Genomic DNA, 17,303 nt, shown 5'->3' with positions numbered 1-17,303 from the left:
GTGGACTATACCTGTGCCCGTCCGGATCACCGCGAGACGAGCGGCTCCGGGCCGGGGGGTGGGCGGGGACCTGTGGTGATGTCCGCATGCACGGTCACCACCGTGAATCTCCGGCCTCCTTCACACTTCTGACGAAGGCGAGGACATGAGCATGGGATCCACTGGTGAGGGCCTCGGACGCCGCGACCTGATCAAGCGCTCCGCAGCACTCGGACTGATCACGGTGCCGACGATGAGCTTCCTGTCCGCCTGCGCCTCCGGCGGTGAGGAGAACTCCACGAAGGGCCCGGCCAAGGCCCCGGTGACCAAGGAGAACCCCTTCGGCGTCGCGAAGGGCGGCAAGCTGGACGTGGTCGTCTTCAAGGGCGGGTTCGGCGACGACTACGCGAAGGCCTGGGAGGCCGCCTTCGACAAGAAGTGGGGCACCACCAGCTCCCACCTGGGCACCCAGGAGATCACCGCCAAGCTGCAGCCCCGCTTCAACGCCGGGAACCCGCCGGACGTCGTCGACGACTCCGGCGCCCAGCAGATCAAGCTGGACGTGCTCGCCAAGGGCGACCAGCTCGCCGACCTCACCGCCGTACTCGACTCGCCCTCGCTCGACGACCCGACCAAGAAGGTGCGCGACACCCTGGTCGAAGGCGCCTACGAACAGGGCCTGCAGGGCGGCAAGTACGTCGTGCTCAAGTACGTCTACGCCGTGTTCGGCTTCTGGTACTCCGGCAAGCTCTTCAAGGAGAAGGGCTGGGCGCCGCCGAAGACCTGGGACGAATTCCTGGCCGTCTGCGCCAAGGCCAAGGAAGCCGGCATCGGCGGCCTCGCCCACCAGGGCAAGTTCCCGTACTACATCAATGTCGTCATCATGGACCTGATCGCCAAGAAGGGCGGTCTGGAGGCCATGAAGGCGATCGACAACCTGGAGCCGAACGCCTTCGAGGGCAACCCGGCCGCCCTCGCCGCGGTCGAGGCGGTCTACGAGGTGGTGGAGAAGGGCCTGCTGATGCCGGGCACCAACGGCCTCACCCACACGGAGTCCCAGACCGCCTGGAACCAGTACAAGGCCGCCTTCATCCCCTCCGGCTCCTGGCTGGAGAACGAGCAGCTGAAGCAGACCCCGGAGGACTTCGACATGAAGTTCCTGCCGATGCCCCTGCTCGCCGACAGCAAACTGCCCTTCGAGGCCATCCGGGCCGGCGTCGACGAGCCCTTCATCGTCCCGGAGAAGGCAGCCAACAAGGCCGCGGGCTTCGAGTTCCTCCGCTCGATGCTGTCCCGCGAATGGTCGACGATCTTCGCCCAGCAGGCGAACTCGCTCACGGTCGTCAAGGACGGCGTGGACCCGAGCGTCAAGCTGCGACCGGGCACCCAGTCGGCGGTCGAGGCACTCAAGGCCGCGGGCAGCAACACGTTCAGCTACCGCTACCCCGACTGGTACAGCGAAATGGACACCGAGATCCAGAACGCGTCCAATGAGCTCATGGCGCAGCGGATTCAGCCGAAGGAGTGGATCAAGCGGGCCCAGGCTGCGGTAGACAAGGCGGCCAAGGACCCGAACGCCAAGAACAACAAGCGCGCCTGACCCCGCAGGGACGGACACCATGAGCCAAGTAGCCCAGAGGAAGGGGCGGGCCGGTTTCATCACCGGCTTCCTCTTCGCACCCCTCGCGCTGTACCTGACCTTCGTCATCTGGCCCTACGTACAGACGTTCGGCTACTCCTTCACCAACTGGAGCGGCCAGTCCCCGACGTTCGACTTCGTCGGCGTGGACAACTACGCGACGTTGCTGTCGGACGAGGTCTTCCGCGGCGCCCTCTGGCACAACCTGCTGCTCCTGGTGTTCGTCCCGCTCGTCACCATCCTGCTCGCCCTCTTCTTCGCCTTCATGGTGAACGCGGGCGGGCGCGGCGGGGCCGGCGGAGTGCAGGGAGTCGGCGGATCGCGCTTCTACAAGGTCGTCTACTTCTTCCCCCAGGTCCTCTCCCTCGCCATCCTCTCCGTGCTCTTCGGCGCGATCTACCGCAGCGACGAGGGCGGCCTGCTCAACGGCTTCCTGACCAAGGCCGGCGTGATCGACGCGGCCCACCCGGTCGAATGGCTCAACGAGCCGGACCTCGTCCTGTGGTGCCTGCTCCTCGTCGTCGTCTGGCACGGCGTCGGCTTCTACCTCGTCCTGTTCTCCGCCGCCATGCAGTCCGTCCCCAAGGACATCTACGAGGCCGCGCTGCTCGACGGCGCCGGGCGCGCCCAGACCTTCTTCAAGGTCACGCTGCCCCTGCTGTGGGACTCGGTGCAGACCTCGGCGGTCTACCTGGGCATCGCCGCCATGGACATGTTCGTGCTGGTGTCGACCATGACCTCGGGCCAGTTCGGTGGCGGACCCGACCACCACAGCGAGGTCATGTCGACGGTGCTGATGCGCAACTTCCTCTACTTCGGCAAGAGCGGGTACGCCTGCGCCATGGGCGTGGTCATGCTCGCCCTGACCATGATCCTCTCCGTCATCACGCTGCGCGCCACCCGCCGCGAGCGCATCGAGTTCTGAGCGGAGTTTCCACGATGACTGCACAGTCCACAGTGATCAAGGCGCCCGGCGAGAAGGCCGCGGAGCGGACCGGCGGCGCCGGACGGCCGGGGAGGCGGGAGGGGCGACGCTCCGAGGGCATGGCCCTCAACGTCTTCTCGCACGGCTTCCTGGTCGTCTGGGCGATCATGATCGTGCTGCCCCTGCTCTGGCTGGCGCTCGGTGCCTTCAAGACCGACGCGCAGATCGGCGGCTCGGCCCTGAGCTGGCCCTCCAACTGGCACCTCGACGCCTTCGGGCGGGCCTGGACGAAGGGCATCGGAGGCTACTTCGCCAACACCCTCATCGTGCTGGTGTTCTCGGTCCCGCTGACCATGCTGTTCGGCTCCATGGCCGCGTACGTGCTGGCCCGCTACCCCTTCACGGGCAACCGGCTCATCTACTACTTCTTCGTCAGCGGGGCGATGTTCCCCGTGTTCCTGGCGCTCGTACCGCTCTTCTTCATGGTCAAGCGCTTCGACATGCTGAACACCTACCAGGGCCTGATCCTGGTGTACGTCGCCTACTCGATGCCGTTCACGGTCTTCTTCATGCACTCCTTCTTCCGGACGCTGCCGACGGCGATCCACGAGGCGGCGGTCATCGACGGGGCCTCCGACACCCGGATCTTCTTCCAGGTGATGCTGCCGATGGCCAAGCCCGGCCTGATCAGCGTCGGGATCTTCAACATCCTGGGGCAGTGGAACCAGTACATCCTGCCCGCCGTGCTGATGCAGCCGCAGACGAGCGCCGACCCGGAGCGGTACATGCTCACCCAGGGGCTCATCCAGCTCCAGTACCAGATGGGCTACGAGACGGACCTGCCGGTGCTGTTCGCCGGCGCCACCATCGCCATGGTCCCGATGCTGGTGGTCTACCTCTCCTTCCAGCGCCAGATCCAGTCGGGTCTCACCTCGGCGACGCTGAAGTAGCGCTCAAGGTGTCCGGTGTACGGCGTCAGGAGCCGCCGGAGGCCTTCCGCAGCTTGTAGAGCTCTCCGGAACCCGGGCCGCCGACGTGCTGCTGGATCCGGGGCTCCCGGGCGGTGCCGCCGACGTCCCACGCGGGCCGGCCGCACCCCGGGATGTCTATGCGGACCTTCTGCGTCCAGACGTCCCGGCCGCCCTCGTAGACCCAGGTCCCGGAGCCCGAGCAGCTCGGCGACGGGTCGCCGGGATGGTCGAAGGAGCTGCGCCCGCCGACGCCGGAGGCGGTGACCCGGCCGTCCGGGGTGAAGACCAGGGTGTTGCCCGTGTGGTCGAACCAGGTGCCGGGCATGGTCTGCGGACCGATCGCCGGCGGCTCGTACGCGGGCAGCAGGCCGACGGCGAGCCCGAGCGCGCCGAACAGGCCCGTCCCCGCCACCACCCCCGTGCCCCACAGCGCCACCCGCCGCAGCAGTCCCTCGCCCCGGGGCAGGGCGATCAGCGCGCCCGCCGAGAGCGAGGCCGTGGCCGAGGCCCAGAAGACCAGCGTGCCCCGCGTCTCGGCGTCGTTGTACGTCGCGACGATCCAGATCGGCGACGCCACCAGGGCCGCCACGATCGGCGGAGCCGACCACCAGGCCGCGTGCCTGCCGAGCCGGCGGCCGAGGAGGTCGGCCAGCGCGACCGCGGGCAGCACGAAGACCAGTGACAGCAGGAACGAGATGAAGCCGACGAGGGGCGTGAGCGCGACCAGGCTCCCCCCGATCTCGGTGTAGTCGGGGGCTTCGTCCGGCGGCGGCTGCGTCTGCACGTAGAGCACGGCCACCACGACGGTGAGCGCGACCTCCAGGCATCCCACCAGTGTGGAAACCACCAGCACGCGCCCGTACGACCGTTTCTGATGCACGATCAAGCCCCCTCGTGGCACGGCGAACCCCCGCGTCCGCCCGACCGGCGCCGTCCTGGAGCCATAGTGCCAGCCGGGCTGAACGTGTTCAATTCATTCTTCGCGCCTCCCCTCTCCTACAGCCAGGTGTTGAACCGGCGGATGTACCAGGTCTTCACGAGCTGGGTGAGCGTGCAGTACGCGAGCAGTACGCCGGTCAGCCACGGGAAGTAGCTCGCCGGCAGGGCCACGAAGCCCAGCGAAGGAGCCAGCGGCGAGAAGGGCAGCCAGAGCCCGGTCAGTACCGCGAGGACCGTCATCACCATCACGGGCCAGGAGGCGCGGGACTGGATGAAGGGGATCTTCCGGGTGCGGATCATGTGGACGATCAGGGTCTGCGAGAGCAGGCCCTCGATGAACCAGCCGGACTGGAAGAGGGACTGGCTCGCCTCGCTGTTCGCCGCGAAGACGTGCCACATGATCAGGAACATCGAGATGTCGAAGACGGAGCTGAGCGGCCCGATGATGACCATGAAGCGGCCGATGCCCTTGGCGTCCCAGTTGCGGGGCTTGCGGAGGTACTCCTCGTCCATCCGGTCCCACGGGGTCGCCAGCTGCGCGATGTCGTAGACCAGGTTCTGGACCAGCAGCATGATCGCGAGCATCGGCTGGAAGGGGATGAAGGCGCTCGCCACCAGGACCGAGAACACGTTGCCGAAGTTCGACGACGCGGTCATCTTGATGTACTTCATCGTGTTGCCGAAGGTGGTCCGGCCCTGGACGACGCCCTGCTCCAGGACGGTCAGGTCCTTCTCCAGCAGGATGATGTCCGCCGACTCCCTGGCGATGTCCACGGCGGTGTCCACCGAGATGCCGACGTCGGCGTCGCGCAGCGCGGCGGCGTCGTTGATGCCGTCGCCGAGGAATCCGACGGTGTGCCCGCCGGCCTGCAGGGCGCGGACGATCCGGGCCTTCTGGACCGGGTCGGTCTTGGCGAAGACCGTCGTACGGGCGGCCAGCGCGCGCAGTTCGCTGTCGTCGAGGGCGTCGGTCCCGGGGCCGAGCACCACCTGCCCGACGTCGATGCCGACGTCGGCGCAGACCCGGGCGACGACGAGCTCGTTGTCGCCGGTGACGACCTTGACCGCGATGCCCTTGTCGGCCAGGCCCGTCAGGGCCCGGGCGGCGTCGGCCTTCGGCGGGTCGAGGAAGGCGAGGAAGCCGATCAGCGTCAGCCCCTCCTCGTCGGCGACCGCGTAGGTCTCGCGCGGGGTGTCCATCGTGCGGGTGGCGACGGCGAGGACCCGCAGGCCCTGCCGGTTGTCGTCCTCGGCGATCCGGGTGACGTGCCACCGCAGCTGCTCGGTCAGCTCGACCCGCTCACCGCGGTCCCTCATGTGGGTGCACAGGGCCAGGACCTCCTCCACGGCACCCTTGGTGATCATGATGTGCTCGCGCCGTCCGAAGTCGCCGACCACGCAGTTGCGGCCGAGGACCACGGACATCCGGCGCCGGGCGAAGTCGAAGGGGATCTCGTCGACCAGCGAGAACCGTGCGTCGACGACAACCTCCTCGGCCTCGCCCACGCGGTCGATGACCGCCCGGTCCATCAGGTTCTTCAGGCCGGTCTGGAAGTGCGCGTTGAGGTAGCCGTACTCCAGGACCTCGCCGTCCTCGTCGCCGTGCACGTTCAGGTAGCGGTCCAGGACGATCCGGTCCTCGGTGAGGGTGCCGGTCTTGTCCGTGCAGAGCACGTCCATCGCGCCCAGGTTCTGGATCGCGCCCAGCCGCTTGACGACCACCTTGTGCCGGGACATGGCGACCGCGCCGCGCGCCAGGTTGGCGGAGACGACCATCGGCAGCATTTCGGGGGTCAGCCCGACGGCGACGGCGATGCCGAAGAGGAAGGCCTCGTCCCAGTCGCCCTTGGTGAAACCGTTGATCATGAAGACGACGGGGACCATCACCAGCATGAAGCGGATCAGCAGGAAGCTGACCTTGCGCACCCCGGTGTCGAAGCTGGTCTGCGGGAGCTCGCCGACGAGCGAGCCGGCCATCGAGCCGAAGTAGGTGTCGGAGCCGGTGGCCACCACGACCCCGGTGGCGGTGCCGGAGGTCACCGAGGTGCCCATCAGGACCAGGTTGTCGGCCTCCACCGGGTCGGTGGTCTCCTGCTGGCCGAGGTCCTGCGTACGGGTGTCGGCCTTGGCCACCGGCAGGGACTCGCCGGACAGCGCGGCCTGGCTCACGTTGAGGTCCTTGGCCGCGGCGATCCGCAGGTCGGCCGGGATCAGGTCGCCGGCCGCCAGCTTGACCACGTCGCCCGGGACCACCTGGTCCATGGGCACCTCGAACGTGGTGGGCGCGGAGCCGCTGCCGGCCCGGCGCTGCACCGCGCACGTGGTGGTGACGAGCTGCTTCAGCGCTTCGGCGGCGCGGCCCGAGCGGAACTCCTGCCAGAAGCGCAGCAGACCGCTGATCCCCACCATCACGGAGAGGATGACGACGCCCGGGTCCGCCGGGTCCTGCCAGTACATGACCGCCGCCAGGAAGACCAGGACGGCGATGAAGGGGTTCCGGAAGGCCTTCGCCAGCTGGAGGTACCAGCGGGGCGGGCGCTCGTGGGCGACGGTGTTGGAGCCCTGCCGCTCCAGGCGCAGCGCGGCCTCGGCGTGGGTGAGACCGGCCAGGGAGGTGTCCACCTCCTGCAGGACCTGGACGCCCGGGCGGGCGCTGATCCCGGCGAGACGCTCGCCGGCGAGCCGGGTACGGGCCTGGAGCTCGGCGGCCTTGCGCTCGCGGCGGGACCGGCCCGGCGGTGCGAGCGTGGTGGGGGTACGGGGAGTGAGCATGGTCATGACGAATACCTCCCTCCACGGTGTCCGGGCAGCGCGAAGCCGAGCGGTCACGTGGAGTGATCATGGGTCGGCGCGCCACGGCCCCGAGGGACCGCGGGCACGCCGATGGGCATGGATGACGCACGCCCGGCGGAGTTGGCAGGGCATGCGGAAGGAAGGGAACGTGGAAGGAAGGAACGCGATGGAACGCGAACGCAATGCGAGCGCGCACGGGGCCAGCGGTCCACCGCTGCCGTGCGCACCGGGAGAGAGATCAGCCGGACGGAAGGTCAGCCGGCGATCGCGCTGCAAGGACTTCGATCGGGACTCATCCCGAACACCTCCTTGCGTAGCGCGGTCATTGCGCGACGCCAGGTCCGGCCGGAAGGGGCCGCAGAGGACCGGCGTCCCGGCGACCGTAGCACGATCCAACAGCCGCTTCTCTCCCCCTTTAGGTCAGTACCGGCCGTTTCATGCCGTGTCAGCCTCTTGACGTGTGGATGCGTAAAGGCTCGACTTAGGGTTCACAAGTTGGAGAGATGCCGGGGTCTCGGAGCGTGAAGCCGTGACGCGTCCCGGCCGGGGGGCGACGGCTGGCCGTCGCTAATGGGCAGGAGTGGATGAGTCGTGCAGACTCCCGGATCGCAGTCGTCGCTGCATCGCGCGAATCTCGAACGGGTCGTGCGGGCGGTGCGGCTCGCGGGATCGCTGACCCAGGCGGAGATCGCCCGCGCCACCGGACTGTCGGCGGCCACGGTCTCCAACATCGTCCGGGAGCTGAAGGACGGCGGGACCGTCGAGGTCACCGACACCTCGGCCGGCGGCCGCCGGGCGCGCAGTGTCTCGCTCAGCGGCGACGCGGGGATCGTCATCGGTGTCGACTTCGGCCACACCCACCTGCGGGTGGCGGTGGGGAACCTGGCCCACCAGGTGCTGGCCGAGGAGTCCGAGCCGCTGGACGTCGACGCGTCCTGGGCGGACGGCTTCGACCGGGCGGAAGCCCTGGTCGGACGGCTGATCGCGGACATCGGCGTTGGGCTGGAGAAGGTGATCGGCGTCGGGCTCGGCGTGCCCGGCCCGATCGACGTGGAGTCCGGGACCCTGGGCTCGACCGCGATCCTGCCCGGCTGGGCGGGCATCAACCCCCGCCAGGAGCTCTCGCAGCGCCTCGGGGTGCCCGTGTACGTCGACAACGACGCGAACCTCGGAGCCCTCGGTGAACTCGTTTGGGGGAGCGGGCGGGGAGTAAAGGACCTGGCCTACATCAAGGTGGCCAGCGGCGTCGGCGCGGGCCTGGTGATCAACGGCCAGATCTACCGCGGACCCGGCGGCACGGCGGGCGAGATCGGGCACATCACCCTGGACGAATCGGGCCCGGTCTGCCGCTGCGGCAACCGCGGCTGCCTGGAGACCTTCGCGGCCGCCCGGTACGTACTGCCGCTGCTCCAGGGCACGCACGGCCCGGAGTTGACCATGGAGCGGGTGGTCGAGCTGGCCCGTGAGGGGGACCCGGGCTGCCGTCGGGTGATCACGGACGTGGGCCGGCACATCGGCAGCGGCGTGGCCAGTCTGTGCAACCTCCTGAACCCCAGCCGGGTGGTGCTCGGCGGCTCGCTGGCCGAGGCCGGTGAACTGGTCCTCGCTCCCATCCGTGAATCGGTGGGGAGGTACGCGATCCCCAGTGCGGCGCGGCAGTTGTCGGTGCTGACGGGGAACCTGGGCGGACGGGCCGAGGTGCTGGGCGCACTGGCTCTTGTCCTCAGCGAGATGGGCGATTCGACACTTTTGTCAGATCATGGAAGTGGAGTGCGAGCTCCAGCCGTCTTGTCTTCAGGTAGATAACGAATGGCACCGTTGTCATCTCGTTAAGAATTCACTCCTTGACGGCAAAACGCGGCCGGGGTTGACTCACATCCACCTCGGCCGCGCCGCTGCGGCCTCGTCAGGGAGGTTCAAGTAATGAACACGCGTATGCGCAGAGCCGCCGTAGCTGTAGCCGCCGGTGCCATGGCCGTTTCGCTCGCCGCTTGTGGCAGTGCGAAGGAGGCCGGCGACACGACGAAGGCGTCCTCCGGCGCTGCCAAGGGCGACGAGATCAAGGTCGGTCTGCTCCTGCCGGAGAACCAGACCGCGCGTTACGAGAAGTTCGACAAGCCGCTGATCGAGAAGAAGGTCGCCGAGCTCACCGGCGGCAAGGGCAAGGTCGTCTACGCGAACGCCAAGCAGGACGCGACCACGCAGAACTCCCAGGTCGACACGATGATCACCAACAAGGTGGACGTCCTGATCATCGACGCGGTGGACTCCAAGGCCATCGCCGGCTCGGTCAAGAAGGCCAAGGACGCCGGCATCCCGGTCGTCGCCTACGACCGCCTGGCCGAGGGCCCGATCGACGCCTACACCTCCTTCGACAACGAAGAGGTCGGCAAGGTCCAGGGCAAGGCCCTGCTGGAGGCGCTGGGCGACAAGGCCAAGGACGGCCAGATCGTCATGATGAACGGTTCGGTCACCGACCCGAACGCCAAGCTCTTCAAGTCCGGCGCGCACTCCGAGCTCGACGGCAAGGTGAACGTCGGCAAGGAGTACGACACCGTCGAGTGGAAGCCGGAGAACGCCAACACCAACATGGCGGCCGCGCTCTCCGCGCTCGGCAAGGACAAGGTCGTCGGCGTCTACTCCGCCAACGACGGCATGGCCGGCGGCATCATCACCGCCCTCAAGGCCGCCGGCGTCTCCCCCCTGCCGCCGGTCACCGGCCAGGACGCAGAACTCGCCGGTGTGCAGCGGATCGTCGCGGGCGAGCAGTTCATGAGCGTCTACAAGCCGTACGCCCCCGAGGCCGAGGCCGCCGCGAAGATGGCCGTCTCCCTCGCCAAGGGCGGCAAGGCCGAGGGCACCACGTCCACGGTCGACAGCCCGACCACCAAGGGTGTCGCGTCCGTCCTGATCCCGGTCGTCTCGCTGACCAAGGGCAACATCAAGGACACCGTCGTCAAGGACGGCGTCTACACGGTCGACGAGATCTGCACCGACAAGTACGCGGCGGCCTGCGCCGCCGCCGGCCTGAAGTAGCGGCCCCCGTCGCCTCCCCACGAGGCGGCCCCCCGTGCCTGACCGGCGCCCCGCCCCTCCTCTCCCCGCCACCCGGCGGGGCGCCGGGCAGAAACGTTCCCCCATTCGCCCCGCTCCTGCTCTTCTGCACGACATCCCCGCCGGTCAGGCGGCGAAGGAGATGGTTCATGTGTCCGCTGCGCCCGTGCTGGCGTTGCGAGGGGTCTCGAAGCGGTTCGGCGCCGTTCAGGCCCTGACCGACGTAGAACTCGAGATCCACTCCGGTGAAGTGGTCGCCCTCGTCGGCGACAACGGAGCCGGAAAGTCCACGCTGGTCAAGACGATCGCCGGCGTGCACCCCATCGATGAAGGAGTCATCGAGTGGGAAGGCCGTCCGGTCTCCATCGGCAAGCCCCACGACGCCCAGAACCTGGGCATCGCGACGGTCTACCAGGACCTGGCGCTGTGCGACAACATCGATGTCGTCGGCAACCTCTTCCTCGGCCGTGAACTCAAGAGCTACGGCATCCTCGACGAGGTGGAGATGGAGCGGCGCGCCCGCGAGCTCCTGACCACCCTGTCCATCCGGATCCCCAGTGTCCGGATTCCCATCGCGTCACTCTCCGGCGGTCAGCGCCAGACCGTGGCCATCGCCCGTTCCATGCTGGGCGAGCCCCAGCTCGTCATCCTCGACGAGCCCACCGCCGCCCTCGGTGTCGAGCAGACCGCACAGGTTCTCGACCTCGTGGAGCGGCTGCGCGAGCGCGGTCACGCCGTCATCCTCATCAGCCACAACATGGCCGATGTGAAGGCCGTCGCCGACAAGGTGGCGGTCCTGCGGCTGGGCCGCAACAACGGTGTCTTCAACGTCGCCGACACCTCGCAGGAAGAGATCATCTCCGCCATCACCGGTGCCACGGACAACGCCGTGACCCGCCGGGCGGCCCGCACCTCGGAGGCCGGCAAGTGAGCACCCAGAACCCTGCCACCGGTCCACTGGACAAGGGCTCGGTCGACCAGCAGGAGCACATCGACCCGGTCAACCCCGCGGCCGCGCACGACGCGATCCCGGCCGTGGACCCGCGCCTCCTCGTCAGGGAGGAGGGGCTCGCCGGGTACGTGGGCGAGTTCAAGCGCAAGATGAAGGCGGGCGACCTGGGTTCCCTCCCGGTCGTCATCGGTCTGATCGTGATCTGGTCCATCTTCCAGGGGCTGAACTCGAACTTCCTCTCCCCGGAGAACCTGACCAACATCGCGATCACGATGACCGGCACCGGCATGATCGCCATCGGCATCATCTTCGTGCTGCTGCTCGGCGAGATCGACCTCTCGGTCGGCTCGGTCAGCGGTGTCTCGGGTGCGATCGTCGCCGTCCTCGCCGTCACCCACGGCGTGAACGAATGGCTGGCCATCCTCGCGGCCGTCGTCGGAGGCGCCCTGATCGGCTGCATCCACGGCTTCTTCTTCGCCAAGATCGGTGCCCCGGCCTTCGCCGTCACCCTGTCGGGCCTGCTCTTCTGGCTCGGCGCGATGCTGCAGATCCTCGGCAGCAACGGCACGATCAACATCGACTCCGACGGCGTGGTAGGCCAGCTGACCACGTACTTCTTCTCGGACGTGGCCGTCGCCTACGGGCTGGCCGCGCTCGCGGTGGCCGGCTACTTCCTCGCGGCCTTCCTCGACGCGAGGCGCCGCGAGGCGGCCGGGATGCCCTCCCGGCCGCTCGCCGAGATCCTGCTGCGCACCGGCCTGCTCGCGCTGTGCACCTTCGGTCCCGCCGTGCTGTTCAACCAGTACAAGGGCCTGCCGCTCGCGGTGGTGCTCTTCCTGCTGGCCCTGGTCGTCACGGACTTCCTGCTGCGCCGCACGACCTTCGGGCGAAACGTTTTCGCACTGGGTGGCAGCGTCGAGGCCTCCCGCCGCGCGGGCATCAACGTCACCCGGATCCGGATCACGGTCTTCGCGATCTCCAGCACCTTCGCCGCCATCGGCGGCCTGTTCTGGGCCTCCAAGATCGCGGCGGCCAACCAGAGCGCCGGCGCCGGCGACCTGCTGATGAACGTGATCGCGGCGGCCGTCATCGGCGGCACCAGCCTCTTCGGCGGCCGGGGCCGGACATGGAACGCCCTCCTCGGCGTCATGGTCATCGTCTCGATCCAGTACGGTCTGGCCCTGGAAGGCATCGCGACGCCGATCCAGTACATGATCACCGGCGCGGTCCTGCTGGCCACCGTGGTGATCGACTCGGTCACCCGCAAGACCCAGAAGACGGCCGGACGCGCCTGACCGCGCGTCCGACTGCCCGCCGGAGTGACATCCGGCGGTAAGACCGGTCACAGTGCCCGGCGCCACTTCTCGTGGCGCCGGGCATCTGCGCGTGCATGTACGAGGTACTGATGTGCGGGTATACGCCCGTATGTGATGTGTGGCCGTCAGGTCGTGCGTACATGTATGACAAAGGTGTGACTCCCTCGGGACGGCCCGATGACCGTGGCCGGGGGCGGAACATTAGACTCGACAGACCAGCAAGCAACTGCAAGGAGGCACGGGTGCTGCTGACCCGCATCAAGGGACCGCGCGATCTGGACCGGCTCAGCCAGGAGGAGCTCGACCAGCTCGCGGCCGAGATCAGGTCCTTCCTCGTCGACGCCGTCTCCAAGACCGGCGGGCACCTCGGCCCCAACCTCGGGGTGGTCGAACTGACGATCGCCCTGCACCGGGTCTTCGACTCGCCCAAGGACAAGGTCCTCTTCGACACCGGCCACCAGGCCTATGTCCACAAGCTGCTCACGGGCCGCCAGGACTTCGCCGGCCTGCGCACCAAGAACGGCCTGTCGGGCTACCCCTCGCGCGCCGAGTCCGACCACGACGTGATCGAGAACTCGCACGCCTCCACCGTGCTCGGCTGGGCCGACGGCCTGGCCAAGGCCAACGAGGTGCTGGGCCGCGAGGACCACCACGTCGCCGCCGTCATCGGCGACGGCGCGCTGACCGGTGGCATGGCCTGGGAGGCGCTGAACAACATCGCCGCCGCCAAGGACCGCCCGCTCGTCATCGTCGTCAACGACAACGAGCGCTCCTACGGCCCCACCATCGGCGGCCTCGCGAACCACCTGGCGACCCTGCGCACCACGGACGGCTACGAGCGCTTCCTGGCCCGCGGCAAGGAGATCCTGGAGCGCACCCCGGTCGTCGGGAAGCCGCTCTTCGAAACCCTGCACGGCGCCAAGAAGGGCCTCAAGGACTTCATCGCCCCGCAGGGCATGTTCGAGGACCTCGGGCTCAAGTACATCGGGCCCATCGACGGCCACGACATCGAGGCCCTGGAGTCCGCCCTGCAGCGCGCCAAGCGCTTCAGCGGCCCGGTCATCGTGCACTGCCTCACCCAGAAGGGCCGCGGCTACACCCCGGCCCTGGAGCACGAGGCGGACCGCTTCCACGCGGTCGGCGTGATCCACCCGGACACCGGCCTGCCGGTGAAGACCGCCGCCGCCAGCTGGACCTCCGTCTTCGCCGACGAGATGGTCAAGCTCGGCCACGAGCGCGAGGACATCGTCGGCATCACCGCCGCCATGCTCCACCCGGTCGGCCTCAACAAGTTCGCCGAGGCCTTCCCGAACCGGATCTACGACGTGGGCATCGCCGAGCAGCACGGTGCCACCTCGGCGGCGGGCCTGGCCACCGGCGGGGTCCACCCGGTCTTCGCGGTGTACGCGACCTTCCTCAACCGTGCCTTCGACCAGGTCCTGATGGACGTGGCCCTGCACAAGTGCGGTGTCACCTTCGTCCTGGACCGCGCCGGCGTCACCGGCGACGACGGCGCCTCCCACAACGGCATGTGGGACATGTCCATCCTGCAGGTCGTCCCCGGCCTGCGGCTCGCCGCGCCGCGCGACGCCGAGCAGCTGCGCGCCCAGCTCCGCGAGGCCGTCGAGGTCAAGGACGCCCCGACCGTCGTGCGCTACTCCAAGGGCGTCGTCGGCCCGGCCGTCCCGGCCGTCGGCCGGATCGGCGGCATGGACGTCCTGCGCGCCCCGGGCGCCGAGGTCACCCGTCCGGACGTACTGCTCGTCTCGGTCGGTGCGCTCGCCCCGATGTGCCTGGAGATCGCCGACCTGCTGGACAAGCAGGGCATCTCCACGACCGTGGTCGACCCCCGCTGGGTCAAGCCCGTGGACGAGGCCCTGGCCCCGCTCGCGGACCGGCACCGCGTGGTCGTCACCGTCGAGGACAACGGCCGTACCGGCGGTGTGGGCGCCGCCGTCTCGCAGGCCCTGCGGGACGCGGGTGTCGACGTACCGCTGCGCGACTTCGGTATCCCGCAGCGCTTCCTCGACCACGCCCTCCGCAAGGAGATCATGGCCGAGATCGGCCTGACCGCGCCGGACATCGCCCGGCAGGTCACCGGCCTGGTCGCCAAGCTGGACGGCCGCTACGACAGCGAGCCGGCCGCCGCCGTCGACTAGCCGGAACGCGCCACGCGCGCCGTTCGTAGATCGACGCGCGGTTGCACGTCACGGGCCGGGAGATCACTCTTGAAGAGTGGGCCTCCCGGCCCGTTCGTGCGTCGTCACCTCTCGGAGGCGTCGGTGAGCAAGGATCTGAACAGCCCATTCCGTACCAAGACGGTGGAGCAGTCCATCCGCGACACGGAGGAGCCGGAACACGCGCTCCGCAAGTCGCTCTCCGCCTGGGACCTCACGGTCTTCGGTGTGGGCGTCATCATCGGCACCGGCATCTTCGTCCTCACGGGCATCGCCGCCCGGAACAATGCCGGTCCCGCTACCGCCCTCGCCTTCGTGGCAGCGGGCATCGTCTGCGCCCTCGCGGCGCTCTGCTACGCCGAGTTCGCGTCCACCGTCCCGGTGGCCGGGTCGGCGTACACGTTCTCGTACGCCTCGATCGGTGAGCTGCCCGCCTGGATCATCGGCTGGGACCTGGTGCTGGAGTTCGCACTCGGCACGGCAGTCGTCGCGGTCGGCTGGTCCGGGTACGTGCGCCACCTCATGGACACCAACCTCGGCTGGACCCTGCCGACCTCCCTGGCCGGCCCTGATGCCGGCGGCCACTTCGACCTGCTGGCGTTCCTGCTGGTCCTGGTGCTGACGTGGATCCTCGTCGTCGGGACGAAGCTCTCGGCCCGCATCACCGCAGTCGTCGTCGCCATCAAGGTCACGGTCGTCCTGCTGGTCATCGTCGCGGGCCTGTTCTTCATCAAGGCCGACAACTACTCGCCGTTCATCCCGCCGGCCCAGCCACAGGCCGAGGGCGTCAGCGGCTGGCACTCGCCCCTGGTCCAGTTGCTGTTCGGCTACGAGCCCACGAACTTCGGCGTCATGGGCATCTTCACGGCGGCCTCGCTCATCTTCTTCGCCTTCATCGGCTTCGACGTGGTGGCGACGGCGGCCGAGGAGACCAAGAACCCCCAGCGGGACATGCCGCGCGGCATCCTCGGCTCGCTGCTGGTCTGCACGGTGCTCTACGTCGCCGTGACCCTGGTGGTCACCGGCATGCAGAAGTACTCGGAGATGTCCCCGACCGCGCCGCTCGCCGAAGCCTTCAAATCGGTGAACCAGCCGTTCTTCTCGGGCGCCATCAGCCTCGGCGCGGCCGTCGGCCTGATCACCGTCTGCATGATCCTGCTGCTCGGCCAGACCCGCGTGTTCTTCGCGATGAGCCGTGACGGACTGCTGCCGCGGGTCTTCTCCGTGACGCACCCCAAGTACCGCACCCCCTACCGGGCGACCCTGCTGCTCGGCGGGATCATCGCGATCGTCGCCGGCTTCACCAGCCTGGAGACCCTTGCGGAACTGGTGAACATCGGCACCCTGTTCGCCTTCGTGGTGGTCGCCCTCGGAGTGATCATCCTCCGCAAGAGCCGCCCCGACCTGCACCGGTCCTTCCGGACCCCGTGGGTGCCGTTCGTCCCGATCGTGTCGATCGCGGCCTCGTTCTGGCTGATGCTCAACCTGCCGGCCGAGACCTGGCTGCGCTTCGGCATCTGGATGGCCATCGGCATCATCGTCTACTTCGCCTACGGCTACCGCAACAGCCGGCTGCACAAGGTCGGCCAGAACGCGGAGTTCTGACGGGCGATCCGTCTGCCGCGGCGGACCGGCGAGGGCCGTACGGGCGACCCGTACGGCCCTCACGGCCGTACCCGCGGCGACGGGTCCGGGACCCGTACGGGGGCGCCCATGACGCACAGGGAAGAGCGCCGGTTCGACGTGTGGACGGCCGGGGCAGGCTACGAGCGCTACATGGGCCGGTGGAGCCGCCCCGTCGCGGAGCGGTTCACCGCATGGCTCGGCCTCCCCGGCCGGCTGCGGTGGCTCGACGTCGGATGCGGCACCGGCGGGCTCTCGGCGGCGGTGGCCGCCCGGTACCGGCCCCGTGAGGTCCTGGCGATCGACCGGTCACCGGGGTACGCCGCCTGGGCCCGGGACGCGGCCACGGCCGGGACGCACGTCGTCGTGGCGGACGCCACGGCCCTGCCGGTGCGCGACGGGGCGTGCGACGCGGTGGTCAGCGGCCTGACCCTGAACTTCCTCGCGCCGCCCGCCGCGGCCGTCGCCGAGATGGTCCGCCCGGTCCGCCCGGGGGGCCTGGTCGCGGCGTACGTGTGGGACTACGCGGAAGGCATGGACCTGTTGCGGTTCTTCTGGGACGCGGCTGCCGCGGCCGACCCGTCCGCGGCCGCGCTGGACGAGCGCCGGCGCTTCCCCTCGTGCCGTCCGGAACCACTGCGCGCGCTGTGGAATCGGGCGGGACTCGGCGAAGTGGAGGTCGTCCCGATCGAGGTCCCGACGGTGTTCGCCGACTTCGCGGATCTGTGGGAACCGTTCCTGACGGGGCAGGGACCGGCCCCGGGATACCTCGCCGCCCTGCCCGCGGCCGGCCGGGAGCGGGTACGGGACGCGCTCCACGAGGCCCTCCCGTACGGGCCGGGCGGATCCGTCGCACTCACCGCCCGGGCCTGGGCGGTCCGGGGGCGGCGCGCCGGGTGAGGGGCGGACCGCGGACGCGCCCCTGCGGCCCTTCC

At 69.1% G+C, this 17,303-nt stretch carries 12 protein-coding genes; 10 read left to right on the top strand and 2 right to left on the bottom strand.

Features of this window, described 5'->3' with window-relative positions; translation table 11 throughout:
* Positions 1–151 precede the first annotated feature (151 nt).
* From ngcE to KO717_RS08465, 3 genes are read left to right on the top strand one after another with little or no spacing between them, the layout of a single operon-like run.
* The gene (ngcE, locus tag KO717_RS08475; protein WP_437184482.1) at positions 152–1,579 is read left to right on the top strand and encodes an N-acetylglucosamine/diacetylchitobiose ABC transporter substrate-binding protein; all 1,428 of its coding nucleotides are present in this window, start codon (positions 152–154) and stop codon (positions 1,577–1,579) included.
* 19 nt (positions 1,580–1,598) lie between these two features.
* On the top strand, positions 1,599–2,543 hold the full coding sequence (locus KO717_RS08470) for a carbohydrate ABC transporter permease (protein WP_301365559.1): 945 nt from the start codon (positions 1,599–1,601) through the stop codon (positions 2,541–2,543).
* Positions 2,544–2,557: 14 nt separating this feature from the next.
* The gene (locus tag KO717_RS08465) at positions 2,558–3,493 is read left to right on the top strand and encodes a carbohydrate ABC transporter permease (RefSeq protein WP_301365558.1); all 936 of its coding nucleotides are present in this window, start codon (positions 2,558–2,560) and stop codon (positions 3,491–3,493) included.
* A gap of 25 nt (positions 3,494–3,518) precedes the next feature.
* On the opposite strand, the gene KO717_RS08460 is transcribed toward KO717_RS08465, so the two are convergent.
* Positions 3,519–4,394 (bottom strand): hypothetical protein, encoded by an 876-nt coding sequence (locus KO717_RS08460; RefSeq protein WP_301365556.1) that lies wholly within the window; start codon positions 4,392–4,394, stop codon positions 3,519–3,521.
* Between the two features lie 116 nt (positions 4,395–4,510).
* Positions 4,511–7,231, bottom strand: a complete 2,721-nt coding sequence (mgtA, locus tag KO717_RS08455) for a magnesium-translocating P-type ATPase (RefSeq protein ID WP_301365554.1) — start codon at positions 7,229–7,231, stop codon at positions 4,511–4,513.
* Positions 7,232–7,837: 606 nt separating this feature from the next.
* Here mgtA and KO717_RS08450 point away from each other — a divergent pair.
* From KO717_RS08450 to KO717_RS08420, 7 genes are all read left to right on the top strand, one after another.
* On the top strand, positions 7,838–9,052 hold the full coding sequence (locus tag KO717_RS08450; protein WP_030008678.1) for an ROK family transcriptional regulator: 1,215 nt from the start codon (positions 7,838–7,840) through the stop codon (positions 9,050–9,052).
* A gap of 117 nt (positions 9,053–9,169) precedes the next feature.
* The gene (locus KO717_RS08445) at positions 9,170–10,282 is read left to right on the top strand and encodes a sugar ABC transporter substrate-binding protein (RefSeq protein ID WP_301365552.1); all 1,113 of its coding nucleotides are present in this window, start codon (positions 9,170–9,172) and stop codon (positions 10,280–10,282) included.
* A 160-nt stretch (positions 10,283–10,442) separates the two neighbouring features.
* On the top strand, positions 10,443–11,231 hold the full coding sequence (locus KO717_RS08440; RefSeq protein ID WP_301365550.1) for an ATP-binding cassette domain-containing protein: 789 nt from the start codon (positions 10,443–10,445) through the stop codon (positions 11,229–11,231).
* A gap of 26 nt (positions 11,232–11,257) precedes the next feature.
* A complete protein-coding gene (locus KO717_RS08435) occupies positions 11,258–12,547 on the top strand; it encodes a sugar ABC transporter permease (protein ID WP_030008681.1) in 1,290 nt (429 codons plus the stop codon).
* A gap of 263 nt (positions 12,548–12,810) precedes the next feature.
* A complete protein-coding gene (gene dxs / locus KO717_RS08430; protein ID WP_033217683.1) occupies positions 12,811–14,727 on the top strand; it encodes a 1-deoxy-D-xylulose-5-phosphate synthase in 1,917 nt (638 codons plus the stop codon).
* A 123-nt stretch (positions 14,728–14,850) separates the two neighbouring features.
* Positions 14,851–16,350 (top strand): amino acid permease, encoded by a 1,500-nt coding sequence (locus tag KO717_RS08425; RefSeq protein WP_301365547.1) that lies wholly within the window; start codon positions 14,851–14,853, stop codon positions 16,348–16,350.
* A 108-nt stretch (positions 16,351–16,458) separates the two neighbouring features.
* Positions 16,459–17,268 (top strand): class I SAM-dependent methyltransferase, encoded by an 810-nt coding sequence (locus tag KO717_RS08420; RefSeq protein WP_301365545.1) that lies wholly within the window; start codon positions 16,459–16,461, stop codon positions 17,266–17,268.
* Positions 17,269–17,303: the final 35 nt, after the last annotated feature.

The sequence above is a fragment of the Streptomyces xanthophaeus genome (genome assembly GCF_030440515.1).
GTDB lineage: Bacteria > Actinomycetota > Actinomycetes > Streptomycetales > Streptomycetaceae > Streptomyces > Streptomyces kutzneri.
The sequence above is the reverse complement of the archived record's forward strand: the minus strand, read 5'-3'. Positions and strand labels throughout refer to the sequence as shown.

Coding starts and splice junctions, on each gene's coding strand:
- ngcE (WP_437184482.1), top strand. CDS start 152: ATGGGATCCACTGGTGAGGGCCTCGGACGCCGCGACCTGATCAAGCGC.
- KO717_RS08470 (WP_301365559.1), top strand. CDS start 1,599: ATGAGCCAAGTAGCCCAGAGGAAGGGGCGGGCCGGTTTCATCACCGGC.
- mgtA (WP_301365554.1), bottom strand. CDS start 7,231: ATGACCATGCTCACTCCCCGTACCCCCACCACGCTCGCACCGCCGGGC.
- KO717_RS08420 (WP_301365545.1), top strand. CDS start 16,459: ATGACGCACAGGGAAGAGCGCCGGTTCGACGTGTGGACGGCCGGGGCA.
- KO717_RS08465 (WP_301365558.1), top strand. CDS start 2,558: ATGACTGCACAGTCCACAGTGATCAAGGCGCCCGGCGAGAAGGCCGCG.
- KO717_RS08445 (WP_301365552.1), top strand. CDS start 9,170: ATGAACACGCGTATGCGCAGAGCCGCCGTAGCTGTAGCCGCCGGTGCC.
- KO717_RS08440 (WP_301365550.1), top strand. CDS start 10,443: ATGGTTCATGTGTCCGCTGCGCCCGTGCTGGCGTTGCGAGGGGTCTCG.